The following is a 20,142-nucleotide window of genomic DNA, read 5'->3' on the forward strand; positions in this document are numbered from 1 at the left end:
AACTCAGTCAGCTTTGTCGCCACCGGCCAGGTTCTTCTTGGCGCCGGTCTTGAAGTCGGTTTCATACCAGCCGGTGCCACCGAGGCGGAAACCTGGCATGGACAGCATCTTTTTCAGTTCCGGCGCCTGACAGGCAGGGCAGTCGACCAGCGGTGCCGCGCTGATCTTTTGAATGGCTTCCATCTGATGACCACAGGAAGCACATTGATAGTCGTACATCGGCATGGGGGTTGTCTCGGCGATCAGGTTACTCGCGCAAAGGCTGGGCTTTGCGGCAAAGAGCGGGATTATATCCATTAAATGCGGCCTGTGCAGCCGTAAGACGGCACAGGCCGTTGCCGGTCGGTTTCAGCCACTGACAGGCGCCACGCATTCATCACGCCAATGCCGCCCCACGACCGCTGTCCCAGCCTCTTTCAAACTGTGCACCACGCAAACCACGCGCACTAAACCGCTGAAGTTGCGTACCCCGCCATGGCGCAGGTGCACTTCCCGGTCCACATGGGACAGCAGAGTACTGATGGAACAGCTGTTGAGCTGGGCCATGTCACCGAGAATATCCCAATAGACCTGCTCGAGCCGAAGACAGGTGGCGAACCCGTTCAGGCGGATCGATCGGGACAGGGGCCGGGCCAGCTGCATGTCGAACCCCCGGACGAACGGGTCGATGGTAATGGGCTGAAAGCGCCCATGCACACCCTCCCCGGTTTCTTTTCCTTGAATCATACCGTTGACACTCCTTTGCCATACGAACCTCTCAATTGGAACAACCAATCTGTGGCTCTATGGAAGCTCAACGGCATCGCCAGTTCCAGATGACTTTATGACCATCGGCGTAGGACAAGCCAGCAGCAGGCAGGCGACGAATTACGACGTCCTACACAAAGGGCCAGCGATAATGCCAGCCCCTCCGTCATCGCCCGGCCCGGCGCTTACCGGTCTTCCAGCAGCGAGCGCAACATCCATGCGGTTTTTTCATGGACCTGCATGCGCTGGGTCAGCAGATCGGTGGTCGGTTCGTCACTGACCTTGTCCGATAAAGGAAGGATGCTACGGGCCGTACGCGTCACGGCTTCCTGACCCTCGACCAACTGGCGGATCATGTCTTCGGCGCCAGGCACGCCTTCTTCTTCCTTGATAGAAGACAAGCGTGCATACACGGCGTAAGCGCCCGGCGCAGGAAAGCCGAGGGCACGAATGCGTTCGGCAATCAGGTCCACCGCCAGCGCCAGTTCGTTGTATTGCTCCTCGAACATCAGGTGCAGGGTGCGAAACATCGGCCCCGTGACGTTCCAGTGAAAATTATGGGTCTTGAGGTACAGAACGTAAGTGTCCGACAGCAGCCGTGAAAGCCCCTCGACGATGGATTTGCGATCTTCTTCACTGATCCCGATATCAATGGCCATGTTGGTTGATCTCCTGCGGTGATGAATTCGACAGCGGCCCTTGCACTCTAGCCGGTGTTACCGCCGCCAGCCTGCGACAAATCGCCAGCCCTCCTGAACCGACAAGCCGCAACACCGGACGGTTCCGACGAGGCGGGAGATTTCACGCCCTTGCCTGATACCTTGCGCCGACGAACAGCGCGGTCCGCCCCCCGTAACGGGTTTGAGAAGGTCGGGGCTTTGCTGTTAAATAGGCAGTGTGTCGCTACGCCTATTTTTCCGGGCATGGCGCATAGGCTGATTCGGGAATGTGTCCAACGCCTCTCTATTGTTCCGAAGCGAACCGCCCCGATCAGCTCTTCCTTGTGATCCGTCTTAACCGTGAGTCAATCAAAATGTTGAAAATCGTCCACTTGCTAATGGGCGCAGCTGCCCTGCTGCTGTCCTTCATCCCTAGCCTGGGTTCCGAAGCCACGCCTTACCTGCAACATCCCGATGCGCTTTACCTGGCCTTTTTCGGCCTGCTCAACCTGACCCTTGCACCTGTTATCCCCTACTGGAACAAAGGCCCACGCCATCAACTGCAAAACCTGGTCAGCGCCTTGCTGGTGTTGGCCGTTGCCCTGCAAACCCTGACCCTGCTGGCACCCATGCCGCAAATCGCCGGTCAACCGGCCGTGCTGTTCAGCCTGGCCGCGTCACTGCTCGCCGTGGCATTGCACCTGGCTGTCAGCTTCTACAAGAAGTCGTCACCGGCCGCCGCACCGCAAAACTACGACATGTCCAACCGCGATACCGGCACCGTGAAGTGGTTCAACACCTCCAAGGGGTTCGGTTTCATCTCCCGCGACTCCGGCGATGACATTTTTGTGCATTTCCGAGCCATTCGTGGTGAAGGCCACCGCGTCCTGGTCGAAGGCCAGCGCGTGGAGTTCTCCGTGATGAACCGCGACAAGGGCCTGCAGGCCGAAGATGTGATCGCCGCGCTACCGCGCCGCTGATCCCAAGCGTAAAAAAACCGCGATGCAGCCAGGCTGCTCGCGGTTTTTTATTGCCTGTCGTTCCGGTCGGTCAGTAGTGAGGCGGAGGCGCTTCTTCTTCGAAGGTTTCAAATTGCCCGGCCATCTCTTCCTGGCGCTTGAGCAACGCGGCCATTTGCAGCTGCAGACGCTCGACCACTCGTTGCTGCTCCACCAGCACGTCATTTAATGCCTGGATGGTGTCATCCTGAAACGCCAGGCGGCTTTCCAGATCCGTTACACGCTCTTCAAGGTTCATGGTTCAGCCCTCCAGAAACTTGAAATCATCGGTCAAGGCCGCTCGCAATCGGTCGCGAATGACCTTCACCTGTTCAGCAGTATACGACCTGGCCGGGTGTTTGCCCCAGACCGGCGCTGGCCAGGCCGCGTCATCACGCTTGCGCACGATGACGTGCATGTGCAACTGACTGACGACGTTACCCAAGGTTGCAACGTTCAGCTTGTCAGCATTGAAGGAGTCCTTGAGGGTTTCGGCCAGGGCCGTGGTTTCCTTCCACAGCTGCCGCTGGTCGGCGTCATCCAATTGAAACAATTCGCTGATATTTTCCCGTCGCGGCACGAGGATGAACCACGGGTAATTGGAATCGTTGGACAAGAGCAACCGGCACAGCGGGAAGTCACCCATGACTAACGTGTCTTGTTGCAGTTGTGGATCTAAAGCAAACACCGCGCGCACTCCTCGCTGGTTATCGTTTTTGCCCGACTCAGCGGGCCTGAGTGGGACATAGATCCGCAGCATACCCTTGAACGTCGAAGGGTTCACTGCGTACTGTCATGACCCTGTCCGATGCTTTTTTTCCAGTACGCGCACCAACTCAGCGCGGCCGGTAACACATAGGCCTGAGACGGGCGCTGCGAGCACTGCCTCTTGCACTGAGCCTGTAAAATTTTCGTACAAGGTAGAGATTTTTTGCACCAAAACAGCACAACGCGTCTACGCTCAGTGCACGAAGCATCCGTGATCTACTCACTGAGAGGGTGAACCGGTAACGTTTTTGGTTGTCTCGCAGCGTTTAGCGGTTCTAAACACGAGAGCGACACAGCAGTCAACCCTAATTAAAACAAGGCCTTTGGAGCCCGGTTTCATGAGGTTTCACCGTGCCAGCAGGGAGAATGTGAAAAAAACGTGAACAAAAAACGGGTTTGAGCATGCTTGTTGCATTCATCCCCATATCGCCTGCAGGGCATCGCCGGAAGCGAAAACCTGCGGGCCTATAAATAAAGTGGCAAGGTTGCCCACAGGGAGCTTCAAGCGCAGTAACAAAGGAGTCTTTACACCGACGCCGGAAAAAAGAAGCAACTTCGAGTTGTGAGTCCGATTGCGCCGGAACAGCCCAAATACGACATGGATCGAGCCATTGGCGACAGGGTCGTAAAGAAGCTGAAAGATTGGATGGGCAAGTATCGCCAATGAATGTCGTCGTGATATAAGTTCGCGCCGACACAAAAAGAAAGAGCCGCCCAGATAAAAAAACAGGTGGGACGGCAAGACTCTTCTAAAAACCAAAGGAGCAAATCACGATGCGCGTGATGAAGTGGAGCATGATCGCACTGGCTGTTTCGGCCAGTACCTCGCAGTTCGCAATGGCCTCTTCCCAGGAAGAATCCAAGGGCTTTTTTGAAGATCAGAGCCTGAACGTTCTGAGCCGTATGCTGTACATGAATCGTGATTGGAAGAACAACGATAGCGACGAACAAAGTTATCGTGAAGAAGCCGGCCTTGGCGTACGCGCTATCTACGAGTCGGGCTTTACCCAAGGCACCGTAGGCGTAGGCGTTGACGCTTTCGCTTTGGGCTCCGTCCGCTTCGACGGCGGCAGCGGTCGTCGCGGTAACGGTTTGTTCGCCGCGGACAGCGATGGCAATCTGGAAGAAACTCAATCGAAGGCTGGCGGCGCAGTTAAATTCCGACTGTCCGACACCGTTCTGAAATACGGTAACCAGTTCACCAGCAGCCCAGTATTCTCCACCGACGACAGTCGTCTGCTGCCTGAAGTTGCCACCGGCACCCTGATCACCAGCAACGAAATCAAGGGCCTGGAACTGAGCGCAGGTCGCTTCACTTCCTTGAGCGATCAGGTTGGCATGGGTCGCGATAGCATTGACGTTACCGGCGGTGTACACCCTGGCCTAACCTCCGCCAACATTGCCGGCGCAACCTACCAGTTCACCGACAACTTCGTAGCTGGCGTGGCTGCTTCTGATGTGGATGACCACTTCAAGAAGAAATACCTCAACCTGAACTACACCCTGCCAATCAACGAAGATCAGTCCCTGAACTTCGACTTCAATGGCTACGACAGCAAGAGCCAGGGTCAAGACCTCAGCGGCGACATCGACAACCGCATCTGGTCCCTCGCAGCAGCCTATAGCATCGGCGCCCATAAATTCACCCTGGCTCACCAGCGCTCCACCGGTGACACTGGCTACGTTTACGGCGTTGACGGCGGCGGCACTATTTTCCTCTCCAACTCCGTCCAGTACTCCGACTTCAACAATAAAGACGAGCGTTCCTGGCAGGCTCGCTACGACCTGAACATGAAAACCTACGGCGTTCCTGGCCTGAGCTTCATGACTCGTTACATCACCGGTGACAACATTGACACCGCCACTAACGACGATGCTAAAGAACACGAACTCGACTTCGAAACCAAGTACGTTATGCAGAGCGGTCCAGCCAAAGACCTGTCTTTCCGCATTCGTAGCGCGTTCTATCGTGGAAGCACCGGTGTTGGCAGTGACAACAACGACTTCCGCTTCATCGTCGAATACCCTCTGAGCATCTTGTAATTCAGCGGTCATTCGATAGTTACACCGGCAACAAATAAAAAACCGCTCACCTGATCCAGGTGAGCGGTTTTTTTGTGCCCATTACAAGTCAACTTGAAAGCAACTTCGTAATTAGCAAGCTAACTAACAATCAGCTCATGCATTCAAAGCGTTACTGCGCAGCCCCTTCGTGGACCATACGAATAACCCGCTGTGGAAACGGAATATCAATCCCCGCGTCTTTCAAACGATCCCGGGCCTGTTCATTGAACATGAACATCACGCTCCAGTAATCGGCCGTTTTGACCCATACCCGCAACGACACCGTGATCGAACTGTCGCCGAGGGTGGAAATCACCGCCTCAGGCGCCGGATCGGCAAGTACACGCTCGTCCTTGGCCAGCTCCAACAACACTTCGCGAGCCTTTTGCAGGTCGGCCTGGTAATCCACGCCGACATCGAACACGACTTTGCGGGTCGGCTGGCGATTGGTGTTGGTGATGATGCCGTTCGACAGGTTGCCGTTGGGCACGATGACGGTTTTGTTGTCACCGGTGCGAATCACGGTGTGGAAGATCTGGATGCTGTCGACCGTACCGGCCACGCCTTGAGCTTCGATCCAGTCACCGATGCGGAACGGGCGGAACAACAGAATCAACACACCACCGGCGAAGTTCGCCAGACTGCCCTGCAATGCCAGGCCGATCGCCAGGCCTGCCGCACCGATGGCCGCGATGAACGAGGTGGTTTCAATGCCGATCATCGACGCCACGCTGACGATCAGCAGGATCTTGAGGATGATGTTCGCCAGGTTGCTGATGAACCCTTGCAGCGCCAGGTCGGCATTGCGCAGTGCCAACAGCCCGCCGAGTTTGCGGGTTACCTTGTTGATCAGCCACCAGCCAATGGCCAGCGTAACCACCGCCAGCAGCACCCGGCTGCCGTACTCCATGATCATGGGGATCCAGGCCTCGGACGCCTTGATCAAGTTGTCCACTTCAGCGTTCAAGTCCATCTACCTCTCCTTCTATTGCCGTAACCACGAAAGACCGGGCGAAGCATTGTGAAAAGAGCGTTTGCCCGCTCCCCACAATGCCTCTGTGCACCGGGTGTCAGTCGCGGAAGTTATTGAACTGCAAAGGCATGCCGAATTCCTTGCCCCGCAGCGCCGCGATGGCTTCCTGCAAGTCATCACGCTTTTTGCCGGTGACGCGCACTTGCTCGCCCTGGATGGCGGCTTGCACTTTGAGCTTGGCGTCCTTGATATGAGCAACGATTTTCTTCGCCAGTTCCTTGTCGATGCCTTCCTTGAGCACGGCTTCCTGCTTCACCAGCTTGCCCGAGGCATAGGCGTCCTTGACCTCAAGGCACTGAACGTCGATCTTGCGCTTGACCAGGGCCAGCTTGAGGATCTCGATCATTGCCTCAAGCTGGAAGTCGGCCTCGGCGGTCAGGTTGACGGTCAGGTCCTTCTCCTTGAACTCGAAACTGCCCTTGCCCTTGAGGTCATAACGACGGTCGAGTTCCTTGACGGCGTTTTCAACGGCGTTGGTGACTTCGTGTTTGTCCAGTTCGGATACCACGTCGAATGACGGCATGTAGTGTTCTCCAATAAAAAAGACGCGCCCGTAACAAAGGCGCGTGCTTGGCTTGTGGTTAAAATCGGGCTCATTATAACGGGTCTTTTCCTGTCGACACTGCGAGCCCCCAGATGCCTGCGCCAAACCGAGTAAAAAACTGATGCCTACTACCTGGCATGTCCTGGGGGCCGGCAGCCTCGGTACGTTGTGGGCGACGCGCCTGGCCCGGGCTGGTTTGCCGGTGCGGCTGGTACTGCGCAATGAACAACGCTTGCAGGCCTATCGGGCCGCCGGTGGTCTGACGCTGGTGGAACAGGGTCAGGCCCGGCAATACCCGGTACCCGGGCAAACAGCCGACGCCCCCGAGCCGATCAAACGCCTGCTCCTGGCCTGCAAAGCTTATGACGCCGAAGCGGCCGTGGCTTCTGTGGCTCATCGCCTGAGCGCCGACGCGGAACTGATCCTGCTACAGAACGGCCTCGGCAGTCAGGACGCAGTCGCCAATCGTGTTCCCCAGGCCCGTTGCATCAGTGCCTCCAGTACCGAAGGGGCATTCCGCGACGGTGACTGGCGCGTGGTGTTTGCCGGCCACGGCTACACCTGGCTGGGTGACCCCGCGCACCCGGTGGCACCGATCTGGCTGGACGACCTCACCGCCGCCGGTATACCCCACGAATGGACGGCTGACATCCTCACCCGGCTCTGGCGCAAACTGGCGCTCAACTGTGCCATCAACCCTCTGACCGTCCTGCACCACTGCAAGAACGGCGGCTTGCAGGCGCATCACTGCGAAGTGGCGACCCTCTGCGCGGAACTCACGGATCTGCTGGAACGCTGCGGCCAGCCCATGGCGGCCGAAGACTTGCAGCCGGAAGTCGAACGGGTCATCCAGGCTACCGCCGCCAACTACTCCTCGATGTACCAGGACGTCGCCAATGGGCGCCGCACCGAAATCAGCTACCTGCTCGGCCACGCTTGCAAGGTTGCCGAGCGCCACCGGTTACCGGTGCCACACCTGGAACAATTGCGGCAGCGACTGATTGCCCACTTGAACAACCTCGGATTGCCCGGCGACTGAGCAGCGGCTACGCTGGCCCTCGTGTTCCTTTTTAATGAAGAGTCCGATGCCATTGCGCCAGCGCCTTGAAAACCTCCCGGTCGGCCAGAAACTGCTGGCCGCCCTGCTGGTGTTGTTGACCACCGTCCTGCTGGTGGCCAACCTGACCTTTATCAGCGCCGCCTATTACATTTCCCAGGAAAGCATGGCGCCCCAAGCCCTGCAGACCATCGGTCGACTGGTGGCCAACCCGAGCCTGATCGCCGACGCCCTGCAGTCGCCCCAGACCGCCCAGCGCCTGCTGGATGAACTCAACAGCTACGCGCCGTTGCGGGCCGCTGCGTTGTATGACGGCGAGGGCGCACGCCTGGCGCAACTGCAACAGGGCGAAAAGCTCAAGCTGCCGGACCATTACCGCCACATGCAGGCGTGGCAAGCCAGTGAGTTTCGCAGCAATCAGGTCATCACCCTGCCCCGCCCGGGGACGGCGCCGGGTCATCTGTTGCTGGTGGCCAGCAGCGAACTGCCGACGGCGTTCTACACCGGCACCCTGACCGCCAGCCTCGGCATCCTGATTTTCAGCGTCTTGCTCTGGCTGGTCATTGCCCAGCAGATCAAACGCCTGATCACCCAGCCGATTCATCAGCTCGAGGAACTGTCGCGCCAGGTCACCCGCGAGGAGAACTATTCCCTGCGCGCCGCCCGCGGCAACCACGACGAAATCGGCAGTCTGGCCGAGGCGTTCAACACCATGCTCTCGCGGATCGAAGCCCGGGAGCAGCAACTCAAGCGCGCGCGGGACGATTCCCAGGCCGCCTACGACCAGGCCCAGGGCCTGGCGGAAGAAACCCGCCACACCAATCGCAAACTGGAACTGGAAGTCCAGGTGCGCAGCAAGATCGAGAAAAAGCTCACCGGTTTCCAGAACTACCTCAACAGCATTATCGACTCCATGCCCTCGGCCCTGATCGCCCTCGACGAACAGCTCTACGTCACCCAATGGAACCAGGAAGCCAGCGCCCTCTCCGGCACACGCCTGGACGAGGCGCTGAACCAGCCGATCTTCCTCGCCTTCGAACCGCTGAAGCCTTACCTGCCGCAGCTCAAGCAAACGGTCGAACAGCACACGGTGGCGAAGATCGAACGCGTCACCTGGACCAAGGATGACGAGGCCCGGCACTACGCCCTCACCTTCTATCCACTGATGGGCGGCGCCGGGCGCGGCGTGGTGATCCGCATCGATGACATCACCCAGCGCCTGTCGCTGGAAGAAATGATGGTGCAATCGGAGAAGATGCTCTCGGTCGGCGGCCTCGCGGCGGGCATGGCCCATGAAATCAACAACCCGCTGGGAGCCATCCTGCACAACGTGCAAAACATCCGCCGACGTCTGTCGCCGGAACTGCCGAAGAACATCGAACAGGCCGAACAACTGAATATCGAACTGCAGAGGGTGAACCTTTACCTGCAAAGCCGGGAAATCCCGCAGTTGCTTGACGGCATCCAGCAGGCCGGCGCCCGGGCGGCGAAAATTGTCACCCACATGCTCAGCTTCAGCCGGCGCAGCACCCGGCAGATGGCGCCCTGCGACCTACCGGCACTGATCGACCAGGCGGTGGAGATCGCCGGTAACGACTTCGACCTGGCGATCGGTTTCGATTTCAAGGGCCAGGCGATCATCCGGCAGTTCGACCCCAACCTGGGCCCGGTGCCCGGCACCGCCAACGAGCTGGAGCAGGTGCTGCTCAACCTGCTGAAAAACGCCGCCCAGGCGATCCATCAACGCCAGGACGACAGCGAACCCGGCCGCATTATCCTGCGCACGCGGCTGAACCCACCGTGGGCAGAGATCCAGGTGGAGGACAACGGCATCGGCATGAGCGAGAACGTACGCAAACGCACCTTCGAGCCGTTCTTCACCACCAAGGAAATCGGCCAAGGGACCGGGCTGGGGCTGTCGGTGTCGTATTTCATCATCACCAATAATCACAAGGGCCAGATGGAAGTGCAGTCGGCGCCGGGCCAGGGCACCTGCTTCACCTTGCGCCTGCCATTGACCGGCACCTCAATGGTGCCGCAGGAACACAAACAACTGGAGCGCTGAACATGGGTTTTCGCCTGTCGAAGATTTACACCCGCACCGGCGACAAAGGTGAGACCGGGTTGGGGGATGGTCGCCGTGTAGCCAAGGACCATCCACGGGTCGAGGCCATTGGCGAGGTGGACACGCTCAATAGTCAGTTGGGATTGTTGCTCGCCAGCCTCGCGGTAGAGGCAGCTGAATATCCGGCGCTACAGGAGCTGATCGAGGTCTTGGCGCCTTGTCAGCATCGACTGTTCGACCTGGGCGGTGAACTGGCGATGCCGGCTTATCAGGCCTTGAACATGCTGGAAGTCGAGCGCCTGGAAGCAGCCATTGATGCATGGAACGAAGAAGTCGGGCCGCTGGAGAATTTCATCCTGCCCGGTGGCTCGACACTGATCGCCCAGGCCCACGTCTGCCGCAGCCTGGCCCGTAGCGCCGAACGCCGTTGTCAGCAGTTGAACGCCGTGGAGCCGTTGGCCGGGCCGGGGCTGGCGTATATCAATCGGTTGTCGGATCTGTTATTCGTCGCGGCGCGGGTCATTGCCCGGCGGCAAGGGGTGGCTGAGGTGCTGTGGGTGGCGGCGGCCAAGCCCGAGAGTTGAGCTGGGTCGCCTGTCAGGACCTCATCGCGAGCAGGCTCGCTCCCACAGAGAATCTGTTGCGTGACATGGATACTGGTTACACCATAAATCCCATGTGGGAGCGAGCCTGCTCGCGATGAGGCCCGCGAACACCCCACCCAATCAAGGCCCAGGCCAAAACGCCCGAATCCCCGCCACACCCTGCGCCCCAGCGGCCCAGGCTTGCTGCCGCTCGTCCGGCCCCACCCCGCCCAACAGATACACCGGCCTGTTGAAGCCCTCGATCAACCGCGAAGCCTCTTCCCACCCCAGCGGTTGGGCCTCGGGATGGGTCTGGGTCGGTTGCACCGGCGAGAGCGTCACGAAGTCCACGTCCATCTGCTGCGCCAGGGACAGCTCCTCGGCGTTGTGGCAGGACGCCGCCAACCAACGGTCTTTGCCAAAAGGACGACCGGCCGCAGCATGCTTGCGCAATTGCGCGGCGGTAATGTGCCAGCCGGCGGACGGGAAATCCCCCAGCCATTCGAAAGGCCCCTTGAGCATCAACTGGGCCTTGCCGGCGCACAAACCTGCCGCATCCACCGCCAGATCGCGGTACTTCGGGTCGTAGCCGTTGGGCGCGCGCAGCTGGACCAGTTTGATCCCGCCGGCGATAGCCTTTTGCATGCCGCGCAGCAACTGCGGCGTTTCGAGGCCTTCAGGGGTGATCAAATATTCGCCGGGCAAACGAGCCGCCGCGATGATCGGCTGGTTGGCCGCCGGGAACTCATGGTTCAAAAGCTCCCGGGCCGTGACCCAGGCCAATGGCTGCCCTTCGGCACCGTGAGGCTCGCCGGTGAACGCCGAGACTTCCCAGACATCCAGCATCACCTGTTTATCCGGGTAATCGTGACGCACCTTGATCAACGGCCGGGCGGCGACGACGACAATGCCCAGCTCCTCATGAAGTTCGCGGGCCAGGGCGGTTTCGACGGACTCATCCGCCTCGACCTTGCCACCGGGAAACTCCCAAAGGCCACCCTGGTGCTGGGTGTCGGCCCGTCGGGCGATCAGGATTTTGCCGGCAGCGTCACGAATGACCGCCGCCGCTACATGGACTCGTTTCACCGCGCTGTTTCCTCCAGGCCGGCCTGTTGCCACGCCTTGAACGCCGGCCATTGATAGATAGTTTCGACATAGGCCGCATCGACCTCGGGCAACGCCACCTGATAGGTGCGCAAGCGCACGGCCACCGGCGCGAAGAACACATCGGCCAGGCTCAAGCGGCCAAACAGGTAGGGCCCGGCTTCAGTAGCCGCCGCACGGCATTCGGCCCACAGTGCCAGCATCCGCTGGATTTCCGCTTGAACCTCCGCCGGCATGGGCACTAGCGGCGCATCGCGCAGCAGGTCAAACGGCATGTGGCTGCGGATAGCAAAAAAACCGCTGTGCATTTGTGCACAGGCCGAACGTGCCTGAGCCCGGGCGGCGACGTCCCTGGGCCAGAGGCCCGCATCGGGAAACTGTTCAGCCAGGTATTCGGCAATCGCCAGGGAGTCGGCGATCACACCGAATTCGGTCTTGAGCAACGGGACTTTGGCGGTGGCTGAATACTTGAGCAGTTTCTCACGGGTGTCCGGTTGGTCGAGCCTGACCAGCTCTTCGGTGTACTTTGCGCCGGTCAACGCCAGGGCCAGCGCACCGCGCAAGGACCAGGAGGAAAGGTGTTTGTCGCCGATGATCAGGTGCAGGCTCAAGTCGGAATCCTTTCTTGGGGTGTTGTGGAGGCTGTATTGGCGCCATCGCGAGCAGGCTCGTTTCCCACAGTGGATCGGTGGCGTGAACAGGTCCAGGTCACCCAACCAATCCCTGTGGGAGCGAGCCTGCTCGCGATGGCAGCAACTCGGTCCCGAACTGTTAAGTCCGATATTCCGCGTTAATCTTCACATACTCGTGGGACAAATCAGTCGTCCAGATCGTTTCGCTGCAATCACCACGTCCCAGCTCGATACGAATGGTGATTTCTTCCTGCTGCATCACCGCCGCGCCCTGGGCCTCCGTGTAGGTGGCGGCGCGTGCGCCCTGGCTGGCGATGCAGACTTCACCGAGGAACACGTCGATCTTGCTCACGTCCAGGTCCGGCACACCGGCACGGCCGACGGCGGCGAGGATCCGACCCCAGTTCGGGTCGGAGGCGAACAGCGCGGTCTTGATCAGCGGCGAGTGCGCCACGGTGTAGCCAACATCCAGGCATTCCTGATGGTTGCCGCCACCGTTGACTTGCACGGTCACGAACTTGGTCGCGCCTTCGCCGTCACGGACGATGGCCTGGGCCACTTCCATGCAGACTTCGAATACCGCCTGCTTCAGGGCGGCAAACAGCGCACCGCTGGCTTCGGTAATTTCCGGCAGGTCGGCCTTGCCGGTGGCGATCAGCATGCAGCAGTCGTTGGTGGAGGTGTCGCCGTCGATGGTGATGCGGTTGAACGACTTGTTGGCGCCGTCGAGCATCAGGTCTTGCAGCACCTGCCGGGAGACTTTGGCGTCAGTGGCGATGTAGCCAAGCATGGTCGCCATGTTCGGGCGGATCATGCCGGCGCCTTTGCTGATGCCGGTGACGGTGACAGTCACGCCATCGTGCTGGAATTGACGACTGGCGCCTTTGGGCAGTGTGTCGGTGGTCATGATGCCGGTGGCGGCAGCGGCCCAGTTGTTTTCCGACAGGTCATCCAGAGCGGCCTGCAACGCGCCTTCGATCTTCTCGACCGGCAGCGGTTCGCCGATCACCCCGGTGGAGTACGGCAGCACCTGGCTGGCGTCGACGCCGGTCAGTTCGGCCAGCTTGGCGCAGGTGCGTTCGGCCGCGGCCAGGCCTGGCGCGCCGGTGCCGGCGTTGGCGTTACCGGTGTTGGTCAGCAGGTAACGCACCGGCCCCTGCACGCGTTGCTTGGCCAGGATGACCGGCGCGGCGCAAAAGGCGTTGAGGGTGAACACGCCGGCAACCGTCGAGCCTTCGGCGCAGCGCATGACCACGACATCCTTGCGCCCTGGGCGCTTGATGCCCGCCGAGGCGATACCGAGTTCAAAACCGGCAACCGGGTGCAACGTTGGCAACGGACCAAGACCAACAGCCATGAATGCGCTCCTAAATAGATAAATCGACACCGCCTTAATCGAGACGGCGAATCAAAATGGCAAAACGCCGCGACGGCTGAAAGCCGGTCGCGGCGCGGGTCGTTCAGCGCTTGAAACGGGTGTTACTGAATCTGCCCGTGACAATGCTTGTATTTCTTGCCCGAACCGCAATAGCACAGCTCGTTGCGGCCCAGCTTCTGCTCGTTACGTACCGGCGCGGTCGCCAAGGCAACATCCACCTCGGCGCCCTCCTCCTGGGCAACTTCCAGGCCTGGGGCCGGGGCGTGCTCGAACTGCATGCGCGCGGCCAAGGCTTCGGCTTCCTGACGCAAACGGGCTTCTTCTTCGGCCGGGTCTTCGCGGCGAACCTGAACGTGGGACAACACGCGGATCGAGTCGCGCTTGATCGAATCCAGCAACTCGGAGAACAGCGTGAACGACTCGCGCTTGTACTCCTGCTTGGGGTTCTTCTGGGCATAACCACGCAGGTGGATACCATGGCGCAAGTGATCCATGGTCGACAGGTGGTCTTTCCACAAGTCGTCCAGCACCCGCAGTACGATCTGCTTCTCGAAGGAGCGCAGCGCTTCTTCGCCGGCCTGGTCTTCTTTCTCGTTGTACGCGGCGATCAGTTCAGCCAGCAGCTTCTCGCGAAGGGTTTCTTCGTACAGGTGATCGTCTTCGTCCAGCCATTGCTGGATCGGCAACGCCACGCCGAAGTCGCTCTGCAAGGCAGCTTCCAGACCGGCGACATCCCACTGCTCAGGCAGCGACTGCGGCGGAATGTGGGCGCTGACGGTTGCGTTGAGCACGTCCTGGCGGAAATCTGCGATGGTTTCGCCAATGTTGTCGGCGGCCAACAAACTGTTACGCATGTGATAAATCACTTTACGCTGTTCGTTGTTGACGTCGTCGAACTCCAGCAATTGCTTGCGGATATCGAAGTTGCGACCCTCGACCTTGCGCTGGGCTTTCTCGATGGCGTTGGTGACCATCCGGTGTTCGATCGCTTCGCCCGGCTGCATGCCCAGGGCCTTCATGAAGTTCTTCACCCGATCAGAGGCGAAGATACGCATCAGGCTGTCTTCCAACGACAGATAGAAGCGGCTGGAACCGGCATCGCCCTGGCGACCGGCACGGCCACGCAGCTGGTTGTCGATACGACGCGATTCGTGACGCTCGGAAGCGATCACCTGCAAACCGCCGGACTCGAGCACCTGTTGATGACGCTTCTGCCAGTCGGCCTTGATCTGCGCGATCTGCTCGGGCGTCGGGTTTTCCAGGGAGGCCACTTCCACTTCCCAGTTGCCGCCCAACAGAATGTCGGTACCACGGCCGGCCATGTTGGTGGCAATGGTCAGGGCACCCGGGCGACCGGCCTGGGCGATGATCTCGGCTTCTTTTTCGTGGAACTTGGCGTTGAGGACCTTGTGCTCGATACCTTCCTTGGTGAGCAATGCGGACATGTGCTCGGAGGTTTCGATCGTGGCGGTACCCACCAGGATAGGACGGCCCTGGGCCATGCATTCCTTGATGTCGGCGATGATCGCCGCGTATTTCTCATCGGCGGTGAGGAACACCAGGTCGTTGTAGTCTTTACGCGCCAGCGGCTTGTTAGGTGGGATCACCATCACTTGCAGGCCGTAGATCTGATGGAATTCGAACGCTTCGGTGTCGGCGGTACCGGTCATGCCGGACAGCTTGTTGTACAGGCGGAAGTAGTTCTGGAAAGTGGTCGAGGCCAGGGTCTGGCTTTCGGCCTGGATGTTCAGACCTTCCTTGGCTTCGATGGCCTGGTGCAGGCCTTCGGACAGACGGCGACCCGGCATGGTCCGGCCGGTATGCTCATCCACCAGCACGACCTGGCCGTCCTGGACGATGTACTCGACGTTGCGATGGAACAGCTTGTGCGCACGCAGACCGGCATAGACGTGGGTCAGCAGGCCCAGGTTATGGGCCGAGTACAGGCTCTCGCCCTCGGCCAGCAGGCCGACGCGGGTGAGCATTTCCTCGATGAACTGGTGACCGGCTTCATTGAGCTCGACCTGACGGGTCTTCTCGTCGACCGTGTAATGGCCGGCCTTGGTCACTTCACCCTCGACTTCTTCGACGTGAAGTTCCAGCTGCGGGATCAACTTGTTGATCTCGATGTACAGCTTGGAGCTGTCCTCGGCCTGACCGGAAATGATCAGCGGGGTACGGGCTTCGTCGATGAGAATGGAGTCGACTTCGTCGATCACGGCAAAGTTGAGTTCACGCTGGAATTTTTCATCCATGCTGAACGCCATGTTGTCGCGCAGGTAATCGAAACCGAATTCGTTGTTGGTGCCGTAGGTGATATCGCAAGCGTAGGCGGTGCGTTTTTCTTCCGGCGGCTGGAACGGCGTGACCACGCCGACCGTCAGGCCGAGGAATTCATACAGCGGACGCATCCAGTTGGCATCACGACGGGCCAGGTAGTCGTTGACCGTCACCACGTGCACGCCCTTGCCGGACAGTGCATTGAGGTATACCGCCAGTGTCGCCACCAGGGTCTTGCCCTCACCGGTACGCATTTCAGCGATCTTGCCTTCGTGCAAGGTCATGCCGCCGATCAACTGAACGTCGAAGTGACGCATGCCCATCACCCGCTTGCCGGCTTCACGGGCAACCGCGAAGGCTTCGGGCAGGAGCTGGTCAAGGGTTTCCCCCTTGGCGATGCGGTCCTTGAATTCGGCAGTCTTGGCGCGTAACTGATCGTCCGAAAGGGCCACCATTTGCTCTTCGAAGGCATTGACGATCTGTACCGTCTTGAGCATGCGTTTGACTTCACGCTCGTTCTTGCTTCCAAAAAGTTTCTTTAACAAAGGCGCAAACATATCGGCAGGATCTTCCACACTAAAGGGATGGAGGGCGGCCCCGTGAGTCGCCCGTGCAGCCCTCATGGCCGCATGCGAACGAGCATTCTACCCGGAAACGATGGTGAGGAAAGTGGCGTTATTCCACGATGCTGGCACAGCGCTGTGACGGGGCCTCCCTAAAATAAGGGCTTTTGCGGGAACTTCAACCCACAAACGAGAGAAGTTATTCATTGATTGCACGGACAAGGGCGCCCGCGGCGAGCGGTCGCGGCGCACTCGGCGCTTTCTGCTACCATGGCGCCTCTGTCACTTGCGGTATTCGTTCATGGCCTTTCGCCCTCTTCCAGCCAAGGTTCCCGCCGTTCTGCTGCGCGAAGCCAAACCGCTGAAAGCCATCTTCGGCCACGCCAAACGACTGGGTCACTTGCAGCGCCTGCTGGACAGCCAATTACAGCCCGCCGCTCGCGAGCACTGCCACGTGGCCTCCTGGCGCGAAGGCAGCCTGCTGCTGATCGTCACGGACGGTCACTGGGCCACGCGCTTGCGCTATCAGCAAAAACGCCTGCTGAGGCAATTGCAGGCGTTCGAGGAATTTGCCGGCCTGACGCGGATTCTGTTCAAGGTACAACCGCCCACGGTGCAAGTCGCCGTCAAGGGGCACACGCTGGACTTGTCCACCGACGCAGCCGCCACCATCCAGGCCACGGCGGATGGCATCACCGACCCCAACCTGCGGGCGGCGCTGGAGCGGTTGGCGGCACATGCGCGGCCCAAGGATTGACTTCCAGGTCGCCAGTTGAATCGCTATCGCGAGCAAGCTCGCTCCCACAGGGGATCTTCAGTGGACACAGATTTTGTGTACGACACAGATCAATTGCGGGAGCGAGCCGGTTACCGGCGCTTTTTGCTCCCCAGCAACGACCCCATCAACCCACGCACCAGTTGCCGTCCCAACTGATTGGCGGCCTGGCGCATCGCCGATTTCAATGCCTGGCCGGCCGCCGTACCGAGAAATTCCCCGGCCTTGTCGGTGAAGCTCGGTTCTTCAGCAGTCGCCTTGCCCTGTGCCTCTTCGGCTTGCGGCTCCAAGCCCTTGCGCCCCATCAGCACTTCATAGGCCGACTCGCGATCAATGGGTTTGTCATAACGCCCTTGCAAAGGGGAACGGGCGATCAGCCCGGCGCGTTCAACTTCGGTCAACGGCCCGATCCGCGACTGTGGCGGCGCCACGAGCACACGCTGGACCATTTGCGGCGTGCCCTTTTCCTGCAAAGTGCCCACCAAGGCTTCGCCAATACCCAGCTCGGTCAGCACCGTCAGCGCATCGAATTGCGGGTTGGGCCGGAAACCGTCCGCCACCGCCCGCAGGGATTTCTGCTCCTTGGTGGTGAAGGCCCGCAAGCCGTGCTGGATGCGCAGGCCCAACTGCGCCAGCACGTCGTCCGGCAAGTCTCCTGGCGACTGGGTCACGAAGTACACCCCCACGCCCTTGGAGCGAATCAGCCGCACCACTTGCTCCAACCGCTCTTGCAACGCCTTGGGGGTATCGGCAAAGAGCAGATGGGCCTCATCGAAGAACAGCGCCAGCAGCGGTTTGTCCGCGTCGCCGCGCTCGGGCAATTGCTCGAACAACTCGGCCAGCAGCCAGAGCAGGAACGTTGCGTAGACTTTTGGTGCTTCATGCACCAGACGGCTGGCGTCCAGCAAATGGATAGGGCCGCGGCCGTCGCTGGCCGGTTGCAGGATGTCTTCAAGCTGCAAGGCCGGCTCACCGAACAGCGCATCCGCGCCTTGTTGCTCCAATGTGGCCAAGCGCCGCAGCAATGCCTGGCTGGAACCGGTGGTCATCAAAGCGGCGTCGTCCCCCAGCAGCTCAGGGTTGTCCCTGAGATGATTGAGCAGTGCCTTCAAGTCCTTGAGATCCAGCAGCAACAGGCCTTCGCGGTCGGCAACCTTGAAGGCCGCGTACAGCGCCGATTGCTGACTGTCGGTGAGTTCCAACAGGCTGCCGAGCAACAGCGGGCCCATTTCACTCAGGGTGGTGCGCAGCGGATGACCGGACTTGCCATGAATGTCCCACAAGGTCACCGGATAAGCCTGGGGTTTGTGGCCGAGCCAGGACATGCCGGCGATACGCTCGGCGACTTTGCCTTGGGGGTTGCAGGCGGCGCCGAGGCCACACAGGTCGCCCTTGATGTCTGCGGCGAATACCGCAACGCCGGCATCGCTGAACGTCTCGGCCAGGCGTTGCAAGGTGACGGTCTTGCCGGTGCCGGTGGCACCTGCCACCAGACCATGACGGTTAGCCAGACGCAGGGCCTGGGCGATGGGTTGGCCGGCAAGGTCGGCGCCAATAACAAGTTGCGATGAGTCAGGCATTTCGTCACCTGTGGTTAATCTATGGCCTTGCATGGCCGATATCTAAAGCGACAGACCTACTGAAACAAGGTCGGATAATTCCCTAAGGAGAGGAGGAAATATCAGCTTTTTTTCACTATGAAGCCATTTTTGCGCGCTTGTATATAAGCACGCTTAGCGTACCAAGACCTTAGCGGACCCCCGTGCCATGAATAAAAACCTGCGCTTTAGCCATAAAATTCTAATAGCCGCCGCGCTCATCGTGATTGCAGCCTTCGCTTCCTTCACGACCTACAACGATTACCTGCAACGCAATGCCATCCGTGACGACCTGGACAGCTACCTGCATGAAATGGGTGCTGTCACGGCAAATAACATTCAGACCTGGCTGACCGGCCGCATCCTGCTTATCGAGAACCTGGCCCAGAACATCGCCGTCACCCCCGACCCGAGCAGCGTCACCCAACTGCTGGAACAGAAAGCGCTGACCTCGACCTTCATGGCGTCCTACCTTGGCGATGCCCAGGGCAGTTTCATCATTCGCCCCGATGCGAAGATGCCTGACGGTTTCGATCCGCGCGTACGTCCTTGGTACAAAGGCGCACAAAGCAGCAGCACCTCGACCCTGACCGAACCCTACATCGATGCTGCCAGCGGCGGGCTGATCATTTCCATCGCCAGCGCCTCGAAAAACGCCACGCAAAATGTCGGTGTCGTGGGCGGGGACCTGAGCCTGCAGACCATTGTGGACAACCTCAAGACCGTGAATTTCGACGGCATGGGGTATGCCTACCTGATCAGCGCCGACGGCAAGATCCTGGTACACCCGGATAAAGCCCTGGTCATGAAAACCCTGGCCGAAGCCTACCCGACGAACACCCCGAAGATCAGCGACCAGATCAGCGAAGTCGAAGTCGATGGCCATACGCGCATCGTGACCTTCACGCCGATCAAAGGCCTGCCCTCGGTGAACTGGTACGTCGGCGTGTCGGTGGATAAAGACAAGGCCTACTCGATGCTCAGCGATTTCCGCACCTCGGCCGTCGTGGCGACGGTCATTGCCGTGGCGTTCATCATTGCGCTGCTGAGCATGTTGATCCGCTTGCTGATCCAACCGCTGCATGTGATGACCCGGGCGATGGAAGACATTGCCGATGGCGACGGCGACCTGACCAAACGTCTGACGATCCAGAATCAGGACGAGTTCGGCATTCTGGGCACGGCGTTCAACCGTTTCGTGGAACGTATCCATAATTCGATCCGCGAAGTGTCCTCCGCCACCGAACACGTCAACGAAGTCGCCTTGCGGGTGGTGAGCGCGTCGAACTCCTC

General features: G+C 59.8%; 18 protein-coding genes and 1 pseudogene. 7 read left to right on the forward strand and 12 right to left on the reverse strand.

Annotation, left to right across the window (positions count from 1 at the left end):
- Positions 1-3: 3 nt before the first annotated feature.
- From QOM08_RS22265 to QOM08_RS22275, 3 genes are all read right to left on the reverse strand, one after another.
- The gene (locus tag QOM08_RS22265; RefSeq protein ID WP_003178589.1) at positions 4-225 is read right to left on the reverse strand and encodes an FmdB family zinc ribbon protein; all 222 of its coding nucleotides are present in this window, start codon (positions 223-225) and stop codon (positions 4-6) included.
- A gap of 123 nt (positions 226-348) precedes the next feature.
- Positions 349-726: a ribbon-helix-helix domain-containing protein gene (locus QOM08_RS22270; protein ID WP_047227072.1), complete on the reverse strand. Its 378-nt coding sequence runs from the start codon at positions 724-726 to the stop codon at positions 349-351.
- Positions 727-932: 206 nt separating this feature from the next.
- On the reverse strand, positions 933-1,406 hold the full coding sequence (locus QOM08_RS22275) for a Dps family protein (protein WP_047227073.1): 474 nt from the start codon (positions 1,404-1,406) through the stop codon (positions 933-935).
- A 374-nt stretch (positions 1,407-1,780) separates the two neighbouring features.
- Between QOM08_RS22275 and QOM08_RS22280 the strand changes: the two genes are divergently transcribed.
- Entirely contained in the window at positions 1,781-2,386 is a 606-nt protein-coding gene (locus QOM08_RS22280) for a cold-shock protein (RefSeq protein ID WP_047227074.1), read from the forward strand.
- A 70-nt stretch (positions 2,387-2,456) separates the two neighbouring features.
- Here the strand turns inward: QOM08_RS22280 and QOM08_RS22285 are convergent, their stop codons facing one another.
- Both QOM08_RS22285 and QOM08_RS22290 read right to left on the reverse strand, forming a co-directional pair.
- Positions 2,457-2,663 (reverse strand): SlyX family protein, encoded by a 207-nt coding sequence (locus QOM08_RS22285; protein WP_047227075.1) that lies wholly within the window; start codon positions 2,661-2,663, stop codon positions 2,457-2,459.
- Positions 2,664-2,666: 3 nt separating this feature from the next.
- Positions 2,667-3,092 carry an HIT family protein gene (locus QOM08_RS22290; RefSeq protein WP_076383691.1) on the reverse strand — a complete coding sequence of 142 codons (426 nt, stop codon included), beginning with the start codon at positions 3,090-3,092 and terminating at the stop codon, positions 2,667-2,669.
- Between the two features lie 854 nt (positions 3,093-3,946).
- Between QOM08_RS22290 and QOM08_RS22295 the strand changes: the two genes are divergently transcribed.
- Positions 3,947-5,215 carry an OprD family porin gene (locus tag QOM08_RS22295; protein ID WP_316912137.1) on the forward strand — a complete coding sequence of 423 codons (1,269 nt, stop codon included), beginning with the start codon at positions 3,947-3,949 and terminating at the stop codon, positions 5,213-5,215.
- Between the two features lie 151 nt (positions 5,216-5,366).
- Here the strand turns inward: QOM08_RS22295 and QOM08_RS22300 are convergent, their stop codons facing one another.
- Together QOM08_RS22300 and QOM08_RS22305 are read right to left on the reverse strand one after the other, a co-directional pair.
- On the reverse strand, positions 5,367-6,209 hold the full coding sequence (locus QOM08_RS22300; RefSeq protein ID WP_047227078.1) for a mechanosensitive ion channel family protein: 843 nt from the start codon (positions 6,207-6,209) through the stop codon (positions 5,367-5,369).
- A 97-nt stretch (positions 6,210-6,306) separates the two neighbouring features.
- Positions 6,307-6,792 (reverse strand): YajQ family cyclic di-GMP-binding protein, encoded by a 486-nt coding sequence (locus QOM08_RS22305; RefSeq protein ID WP_316912138.1) that lies wholly within the window; start codon positions 6,790-6,792, stop codon positions 6,307-6,309.
- 142 nt (positions 6,793-6,934) lie between these two features.
- On the opposite strand from QOM08_RS22305, the gene QOM08_RS22310 reads away from it, so the two are divergent.
- From QOM08_RS22310 to QOM08_RS22320, 3 genes are read left to right on the forward strand one after another with little or no spacing between them, the layout of a single operon-like run.
- Positions 6,935-7,852, forward strand: a complete 918-nt coding sequence (locus QOM08_RS22310; protein ID WP_316912139.1) for a putative 2-dehydropantoate 2-reductase — start codon at positions 6,935-6,937, stop codon at positions 7,850-7,852.
- A 46-nt stretch (positions 7,853-7,898) separates the two neighbouring features.
- Entirely contained in the window at positions 7,899-9,935 is a 2,037-nt protein-coding gene (locus QOM08_RS22315) for a HAMP domain-containing sensor histidine kinase (RefSeq protein WP_047227080.1), read from the forward strand.
- Positions 9,936-9,937: 2 nt separating this feature from the next.
- A complete protein-coding gene (locus tag QOM08_RS22320; RefSeq protein ID WP_047227081.1) occupies positions 9,938-10,519 on the forward strand; it encodes a cob(I)yrinic acid a,c-diamide adenosyltransferase in 582 nt (193 codons plus the stop codon).
- A gap of 141 nt (positions 10,520-10,660) precedes the next feature.
- Here QOM08_RS22320 and QOM08_RS22325 read toward each other — a convergent pair whose 3' ends face one another.
- The 4 genes from QOM08_RS22325 to secA form a co-directional block, all read right to left on the reverse strand.
- Complete coding sequence (locus QOM08_RS22325) at positions 10,661-11,605, reverse strand: Nudix family hydrolase (protein WP_139049276.1); 945 nt, start codon at positions 11,603-11,605, stop codon at positions 10,661-10,663.
- Positions 11,602-12,234 (reverse strand): glutathione S-transferase family protein, encoded by a 633-nt coding sequence (locus tag QOM08_RS22330; RefSeq protein ID WP_047227083.1) that lies wholly within the window; start codon positions 12,232-12,234, stop codon positions 11,602-11,604. The genes QOM08_RS22325 and QOM08_RS22330 overlap by 4 nt, the downstream gene beginning before the upstream one ends.
- A gap of 160 nt (positions 12,235-12,394) precedes the next feature.
- A complete protein-coding gene (gene argJ / locus QOM08_RS22335; protein ID WP_047227084.1) occupies positions 12,395-13,612 on the reverse strand; it encodes a bifunctional glutamate N-acetyltransferase/amino-acid acetyltransferase ArgJ in 1,218 nt (405 codons plus the stop codon).
- A gap of 122 nt (positions 13,613-13,734) precedes the next feature.
- On the reverse strand, positions 13,735-16,470 hold the full coding sequence (gene secA / locus QOM08_RS22340; protein WP_047227085.1) for a preprotein translocase subunit SecA: 2,736 nt from the start codon (positions 16,468-16,470) through the stop codon (positions 13,735-13,737).
- 307 nt (positions 16,471-16,777) lie between these two features.
- On the opposite strand from secA, the gene QOM08_RS22345 reads away from it, so the two are divergent.
- Positions 16,778-17,233, forward strand: coding sequence for a DUF721 domain-containing protein (locus QOM08_RS22345; RefSeq protein ID WP_047227086.1), 456 nt, complete (start codon positions 16,778-16,780; stop codon positions 17,231-17,233).
- A gap of 110 nt (positions 17,234-17,343) precedes the next feature.
- Here the strand turns inward: QOM08_RS22345 and QOM08_RS22350 are convergent, their stop codons facing one another.
- A complete protein-coding gene (locus QOM08_RS22350; protein WP_316912140.1) occupies positions 17,344-18,831 on the reverse strand; it encodes a helicase HerA-like domain-containing protein in 1,488 nt (495 codons plus the stop codon).
- Between the two features lie 187 nt (positions 18,832-19,018).
- On the opposite strand from QOM08_RS22350, the pseudogene QOM08_RS29200 reads away from it, so the two are divergent.
- Positions 19,019-20,050, forward strand: a pseudogene (locus tag QOM08_RS29200) (cache and HAMP domain-containing protein); the annotation flags it as partial.
- Positions 20,051-20,142 lie beyond the last annotated feature (92 nt).

Source organism: Pseudomonas sp. P105, assembly GCF_032614175.1.
Lineage (GTDB): Bacteria > Pseudomonadota > Gammaproteobacteria > Pseudomonadales > Pseudomonadaceae > Aquipseudomonas > Aquipseudomonas rhizophila.